The organism is Lyngbya sp. CCY1209, assembly GCF_055795065.1.
On the sequence record NZ_JAYFER010000046.1, the window covers coordinates 1 to 281 of the forward strand.

The 281-nt window shown below is 43.4% G+C and carries 1 protein-coding gene; it reads left to right on the top strand.

Going from position 1 to position 281, the window contains the following annotated elements:
• Window positions 1-281, top strand: a 281-nt coding sequence (locus AC0QHF_RS00235; RefSeq protein ID WP_324702185.1) for a reverse transcriptase/maturase family protein, incomplete at both ends; no start/stop codon positions are given.

The window sequence follows — 281 nt, forward strand, 5'->3', positions numbered from 1 at the left end:
AAAGCCGGGACACCTCAAGGAGGGGTAATAAGTCCACTCCTCGCCAACATCGCACTGGATGGAATGGTGAGGCACATTAACAAAATCTACCCTAACAAAAAGAAACAGAAGGTAAAAGCAACGGTCGTCAGATACGCCGATGATTTTGTAGTCATATCACCAAACCTCGAAATCATTGAACAGTGCAAGATTGTTATCTCCGAATGGTTAAAGCCCATTGGACTCCAACTCAAGCCGGAAAAGACAAGAATCTGTCATACACTAAGAGAAATCGAAGTTGA